At 63.7% G+C, this 6,501-nt stretch carries 4 protein-coding genes and 1 pseudogene; 3 read left to right on the top strand and 2 right to left on the bottom strand.

Annotation, left to right across the window (positions count from 1 at the left end; all coding sequences use genetic code 11):
• Together OUZ52_RS21675 and OUZ52_RS21670 are read right to left on the bottom strand one after the other, a co-directional pair.
• A pseudogene (locus OUZ52_RS21675) lies at positions 1–415 on the bottom strand (polyhydroxyalkanoate depolymerase); the annotation flags it as partial.
• 141 nt (positions 416–556) lie between these two features.
• Positions 557–1,048, bottom strand: coding sequence for an RDD family protein (locus OUZ52_RS21670; RefSeq protein ID WP_266160673.1), 492 nt, complete (start codon positions 1,046–1,048; stop codon positions 557–559).
• Between the two features lie 44 nt (positions 1,049–1,092).
• Between OUZ52_RS21670 and xerD the strand changes: the two genes are divergently transcribed.
• The 3 genes from xerD to purL form a co-directional block, all read left to right on the top strand.
• On the top strand, positions 1,093–2,004 hold the full coding sequence (gene xerD, locus OUZ52_RS21665) for a site-specific tyrosine recombinase XerD (protein ID WP_266160672.1): 912 nt from the start codon (positions 1,093–1,095) through the stop codon (positions 2,002–2,004).
• A 128-nt stretch (positions 2,005–2,132) separates the two neighbouring features.
• Positions 2,133–2,960 carry a disulfide isomerase DsbC N-terminal domain-containing protein gene (locus OUZ52_RS21660; RefSeq protein ID WP_266160671.1) on the top strand — a complete coding sequence of 276 codons (828 nt, stop codon included), beginning with the start codon at positions 2,133–2,135 and terminating at the stop codon, positions 2,958–2,960.
• Positions 2,961–3,216: 256 nt separating this feature from the next.
• Positions 3,217–6,501 (top strand): phosphoribosylformylglycinamidine synthase (gene purL, locus OUZ52_RS21655; protein ID WP_266160670.1); only part of this gene is annotated, 3,285 nt, incomplete at its 3' end.

Genomic DNA, 6,501 nt, shown 5'->3' with positions numbered 1-6,501 from the left:
GGTGGGCACCATGCGAGCGTCGACCCAGTCGGTGATGTAAACCTTGTGGTCGGCCAGCAGCGAGCGCACGGTGTCGCGCAGCAAGGTGGAGTGATGGCCGGACAGCGGCGCGACCACCAAGACCACCGGATCGGTTTTCATCTTCTCGATGGTGTCCTGATCGTCGCTGAAGCGCTTGAAGCGCTTGAGCTGGCAGAACGGGGTATCCAGCGCGGTCTGTTCGACCACGGCGATGGTGTGGCCGTGGGCGACGACGTTGTGAATGCCGAATTCGGGCTTTTCGTATTCCTTGCCGAGCCGATGGATCAACTCGTAACCCGCCGCCATGATCGGTCAGCATGCGGGCACTGGCTTGGGCGTAGTAACTCAGCGGGCCAAGAAAGGAGCGCTGCCACTCATGGATCTGATAGAGCATCGGGAGGGCCGGGGGTGTTCGAAGAGTAGATCTTAGCTGGTTTGGCCGAGGCGTGCTGCGCTGCCGCATAAGTGGCTTGCCAGCTCAAACAAGCGCTGAATGAGACTTGCCGCCAGGGCTGGCCGGTGTCGCGGAAGCGCATCAGATCAAGCGGATCTCAGTGCCTGCCGCGACATCGTGCAAGGCGCGGCGGCGGCGATCCATCAGGCCGAAGGCAAACCACAGGCCCCAGGCGAGCAACACGGCCCACAGCGCACCGCGCAAGCCGATCCATGGATAAAGCTCCAGCAAAACCAGCGGCAGGGCGGCGGCGATCAGGCGGATCAGTGCCTGTCGCAGGCTAGGTTTGCCGCCGTCGTCGCGGGTGATCCGGATGCGCCATGGACGCATGCCCAGGGTCTGCCCGCCGCGCAGCCACGAGGCGATGAAATAGGCCGAAATCACCAGATATTCGAGCGGCTGAAACCATACGGTTTGCGGTTTGCCATGCGCATCGAACAGCTGCCCGCCGGTGGCCAATTGGCACAGCAGGCCGACCACCATGATGATGGCTACCACCGCCAGCAAGTCATAAACCAGGGCGAGCAGGCGGCGCCAAAGCGGGCAGGGCAGGGCTTGAATCACGGTATTCATGGGGTCGCTTGCGTCGGGCGCGTGCAATAGCCAGCATCACGCGGATGAAAGAAGAAGCTGCAAGTATCACCGAAGCCGACCAGCAGAGCATCGCTGCGTTTATCGAACGGGTCTGGTCGGAAGACGGTTTGGCCGATCGCACACTTGAGGCTTATCGCCGCGACCTGGAAGGCCTGGCGCGTTGGCTGGCCGGGCGCGGCGGCAGCTTGAAGACGGCGCGGCGCGCGGATTTATCGGCGTATCACGGCAGCCAGCCGGTGGCGGTGCGTTCGATGGCGCGACGGCAATCGGCGTTTCGCCGTTACTACGGTTGGCTGGCGCGCCATGAGTCGGGCCGCGAAGATCCCACCCTGCTGATCGAGCGTCCGCGCATGCCGCGTAGCTTGCCCAAGGCGCTGGCCGAGCGCGAGATCGAGAGCTTGTTGAATGCGCCCGATGTCGCCAGCACGCTGGGTTTGCGCGACCGCGCGATGCTGGAATTGATGTACGCCTCGGGCCTGCGTGTGTCAGAGCTGGTCGAGCTGCCGCTGGCCGGGCTCAATACACGACAAGGTGTGCTGCGAATCACCGGCAAGGGCGGCAAAGACCGGCTGGTGCCGGTCGGCGAGGTCGCGTTGGAGCATATCGAGGCCTATCTCAAGGGCGCGCGGCCGGTACTGGCAAAAGGCAAGCAGCCGCAGGCGCTGTTCTTGAGCCAGCGCGGCGCGGGCATGACGCGGCAAATGTTCTGGACCCTGGTCAAGCGTTACGCGATCAAGATTGGCGTCAGTCCGAAACGGATTTCGCCTCACGTATTGCGCCACTCCTTTGCCACCCATCTGCTCAATCACGGCGCCGATCTGCGTGTCTTGCAGATGCTGCTGGGGCATAGCGCGCTAAGCACCACGCAGATTTATACGCTGGTGGCGAAAGAAGGTTTGAAGCGGCTGCATGCGCAGCATCATCCGCGTGGTTGACCCGCTGGCCTTGCCGTTAGTGGATGCCGTGGCGAATACGCGCGGCTGAACACGAGAGTTTGACAAGTGTTTTGCGCCAGCTGTGCGAGAATCGGTCGCTTCCGTCGGCAATCCTGCGTACGGAACCCATGCAAGCGAGGTTTGCGATGTTGAAGAAATGGATGCTGGCCCTGTGCGTCGGCGGTTTTGCGCTCGGTGCCTGTGCGGCTGACAATACGGCGACACCCGCGACGGCGACGGCAACCCCCGCGTCAGCTTCGACCGCTGCAACCACGGCGGCGGGCCCTGAAAGCGTGGTGCGCCAGGCGCTGATCGGCTTGGCGCCGAAAGTCCAGATCGACTCGATCAAGCCGTCGTCCATCCCCGGGTTTTATCAAGTGATTGCCTCCGGCCAGCTGGTTTTTGTCAGCAACGATGGCAAGTACATGATTAATGGCGCGGTGGTCGAGCTGAGCAGCAAAAAAGATATGACCGATGCCGCCTGGGCCGACTTCCGCAAGGCCGAGCTGGCCAAGCTGCCAGCCAGCCAGCGCATCGTGTTCGCCCCGGCCAACCCCAAGCACACGATTACCGTGTTTACCGATGTCACTTGCGGCTTTTGCCGTGAGCTGCACGCACACATGGCCGACTTCAACAAAGCGGGCGTGGCCATCGAGTACGTGGCCTGGCCGCGCCAGGGCGTGACCAGCACCTCGGGCAAAGACACCGACACCTATACCGAGATGTCATCGGTGTGGTGCGCCGCCGACCGCAAGGCGGCGTTCAGTGCGGCGATCGAAGGTCGCGAACCCAAGCCGGCCAGCTGCGCCAACCCGGTCAAAGATCAGTTCAATCTGGGTATCCGCTTGGGGATCACCGGCACGCCGGCGATCATCGCCGCCGATGGCAGCATGATTGGCGGCTATCTCACGCCGGATCAATTGCTTAAGGCGCTGGAAAAGCACAAGAGCAACTAATCGATACCCGCTTCTCGCTCTGTCCGCTCAGCCGAGGGGCAGAGCGCGATGGGGCAGCCATCGAGGTCGTGCGCTGCTTGCTGTTGGCTTTCGATGGCCCGGTGGCCCTGGGTGGCGCGGCTTTGCAGTCCGCACCGGGGCGACCCTGGCATGGTGCAGTGGCGGTATCGCTGCACGCTGCTCCAGGAGTGAAGTAAGTAGATGGGGTACAATGCGCGACTTCTTCGCCGCATAGCGCGTTAGCGCCGGTCCCCGCATGATCGCACTCGACGGGCAAAGCGCCCTTTCGCCGTTTCGCCTTGAACGTTTGAACGCCCGCCTGGATGCCTTGCATCGTGGCGCACGTGTACAAGCCGCCTGGCATGTCTATTTCATCGATGCCGACGCCGCGCCGGAAGGCGAGCAACGCAAGCGCTTGCTGGATGTCCTGGAGGCCAAGGACGCCAAGCCCGAAACCGCTTCGCTGTGGGTGGTGCCGCGATTCGGCACGATTTCGCCGTGGTCCAGCAAGGCTACCGACATCCTGCACGACGCCGGTTTCGCGGTGCGCCGGGTGGAGCGGGGTCTGGCCTGGCAAATCGCCGGTTTGCCGGCCGCCGGAACGCCTGCCCACGAGGCTGTGATGGCCGTGCTCTGCGACGCGATGACGCAGTCGGTGCTGAGCCGTATCGATGACGCACAGGGTTTGTTCCTGGCCGGCAAGCCGGGTGACTTGCTGCATATCGCGCTGGGCGATAACCCGCGCGGCGCGCTGGCCAAGGCCAACGCCGAGTTGGGCCTGGCCCTGGCCGAGGACGAAATCGACTACCTCGCCGAGCGCTACGCCGAACTAGGCCGCGACCCCACCGATGCCGAGCTTTTCATGTTCGCCCAGGCGAACTCCGAGCACTGCCGGCACAAAGTGTTCAACGCCAGCTGGACCCTGGACGGCGAAGAGCAGGACAAAACCCTGTTCGGCATGATCAAGAACACCCACCAGCATTCCCCTGCCCACACGCTGTCCGCCTATAAGGACAACGCGGCGGTGATCGAGGGTAATCAGGGGCGGCGCTTCTTTGCCGATCAAGATGGCGTATGGCGCTCGCACCCCGAACGCATCGATTACGCGATCAAGGTCGAAACGCATAACCATCCCACCGCGATCGCACCGTGGCCCGGCGCGGCCACCGGCGCGGGCGGCGAGATTCGCGACGAGGGCGCCACCGGTCGCGGCGCCAAGCCCAAGGCTGGGCTAACCGGCTTCTCGGTATCGGATCTGCGTATCCCGGGTCATTCACAGCCGTGGGAAGTATCGCGGCCGTTGCCGCCGCGCATGGCCACCGCGTTTGAAATCATGCGCGATGGCCCGCTCGGCGCCGCGGCATTCAACAACGAATTCGGCCGCCCCTGCCTGGGTGGCTATTTCCGTACCTACGAACACGAAACCGGCGAAGCCGGCCTGCGTCGTGGCTATGACAAGCCGATCATGATTGCCGGCGGCCTGGCCAACATCCGTGCCGACCACGTGCAAAAGCGCGAGGTACAGCCGGGCAATAAAGTCATCGTGCTGGGTGGCCCGGCGATGCTGATCGGCCTGGGCGGCGGTGCTGCCTCGTCGGTGGCATCCGGTGCCTCCAGTGCGGAGCTCGACTTCGCCTCGGTGCAGCGCGACAACGCCGAGATGGAACGGCGTTGCCAGCAAGTCATCGATGCCTGTTGGGCGCGTGGCGAGCACAACCCCATCGTCAGTATTCACGACGTCGGTGCCGGCGGTTTGTCCAATGCCATCCCCGAGCTGCTCAACGATGCCGGCGTCGGCGGCGACATCGACCTGTCGACGATTCCCTGCGATGACCCGCAGCTGTCGCCGATGCAGGTGTGGAGCAACGAGTCGCAAGAGCGCTACGTGCTGGCCATCGGCGTGAATGAGCTGGCCGAGTTCGAGGCTTATTGCGCACGTGAGCGCTGCCCCTATGCCGTGGTTGGCGATGCGACCGAGGCGCGTCATTTGCGGGTGCGCGATCCACGTCGCGATCTCACTGTGATCGACTTGCCGATGGATGTGCTGTTCGGCAAGGCGCCGCGCATGCACCGCAAGGTCAAGCGCATAAAGCCGCGCGTGGATGTGGTGCCCGACCTCACCGGCATCGGCATGGACGAGGCGCTGCTGCGCGTCTTGCGTCTGCCTACCGTAGGCAGCAAAAGCTTTCTCATTACCATCGGCGATCGCACCGTCGGTGGCCTTAATCATCGCGATCCGATGGTCGGGCCGTGGCAAGTGCCGGTGGCTGACTGCGCAGTGACGATTGCCGATTTCGACGGCTATGCCGGCGAAGCGATGGCGATTGCCGAGCGCGCGCCGGTGGCCTTGCTCAGCAGCGCCGATGCGGCGCGCCTGGCGGTGGGCGAGGCGATTACCAATCTAGCGGCGGCTTCGATTGCCTCGCTGGGCGAGGTGCGCTTGTCGGCCAACTGGATGGCCGCGGTGAATCACCCCGGCGAAGATGCGGCCTTGTTCGATGCGGTGAAAGCGGTCGGCATGGAACTGTGCCCGGAGCTGGACATTTCGATACCGGTGGGCAAAGACTCGCTGTCGATGCAAACCGTATGGCAGGACGGCGATACGCCGCAGCGCACGGTGTCGCCGGTGTCGCTGGTGATCACCGGTTTTGCGCGCGTCGACGATGTGCGCCGCACGCTGACCCCGCAGCTGCGCCTTGATCGCGGCGATTCCGATTTGTGGTTGCTCGATCTGGGGGCCGGTCGTGACCGCCTCGGTAGCTCTGCATTGACCCAGGTGTTCAACCGTGGTGGCGGCGTGCCGCCCGATCTGGACGATGCCAAGCAGCTCAAGTCACTGTTCGACCTGGTCCAGGAGGCCAATCGCAGCGGCCTGTTGCTGGCCTATCACGACCGTTCCGACGGCGGCGCCATCGTCACCTTGCTGGAAATGGCCTTTGCCGGTCATTGCGGTCTGGAAATTCATCTGGACGGCTGGGGCGAGGCGACTTTGCGGGCCTTGTTCAACGAAGAGCTCGGCGCCGTCATGCAAGTGGCCAGCGCCAATCGCGAGGCCTTCGAGGCGCTGTTGGTCAAGTACGGCCTGGCTGGCTTGTGCAACCGCATCGGACGTCCAAAAGAAAAGCTCGGCATCAAGCTTTTCCTGGCCGGCGATACCTTGTTTAAGTGGAACTGGACCACCTTGTTCGAAGCGTGGAACGACACCAGCTACGCCATGCAGCGCTTACGCGACAACCCGCTCAGTGCCGACTCCGAGTTGAAATGGCGTTTGGATGATGCCGATCCGGGCATCAGCCCCAAGCTCACTTTCAACCCGGCCGAAGACATTGCCGCGCAGTTGAACCTGCATGATGTGATCAGCGCTGGCGCCAGCCTGAGTTCGCGGCCGCGCGTGGCGATCTTCCGCGAGCAGGGCGTCAATGGCCAGGTCGAGATGGCGGCGGCATTCACCCGCGCCGGCTTCGAGGCAGTAGACGTCCATATGTCCGATTTGGCCAGTGGCCGGGTCAAGCTGGCCGACTTCCGCGGCCTGGCCGCATGC

It is taken from the genome of Dyella silvatica (assembly GCF_026283955.1).
Lineage (GTDB): Bacteria > Pseudomonadota > Gammaproteobacteria > Xanthomonadales > Rhodanobacteraceae > Dyella_C > Dyella_C silvatica.
This window is presented reverse-complemented; position numbering and strand designations above follow the sequence as displayed.

Coding starts and splice junctions, on each gene's coding strand:
- xerD (WP_266160672.1), top strand. CDS start 1,093: ATGAAAGAAGAAGCTGCAAGTATCACCGAAGCCGACCAGCAGAGCATC.
- OUZ52_RS21660 (WP_266160671.1), top strand. CDS start 2,133: ATGCAAGCGAGGTTTGCGATGTTGAAGAAATGGATGCTGGCCCTGTGC.
- OUZ52_RS21670 (WP_266160673.1), bottom strand. CDS start 1,048: ATGAATACCGTGATTCAAGCCCTGCCCTGCCCGCTTTGGCGCCGCCTG.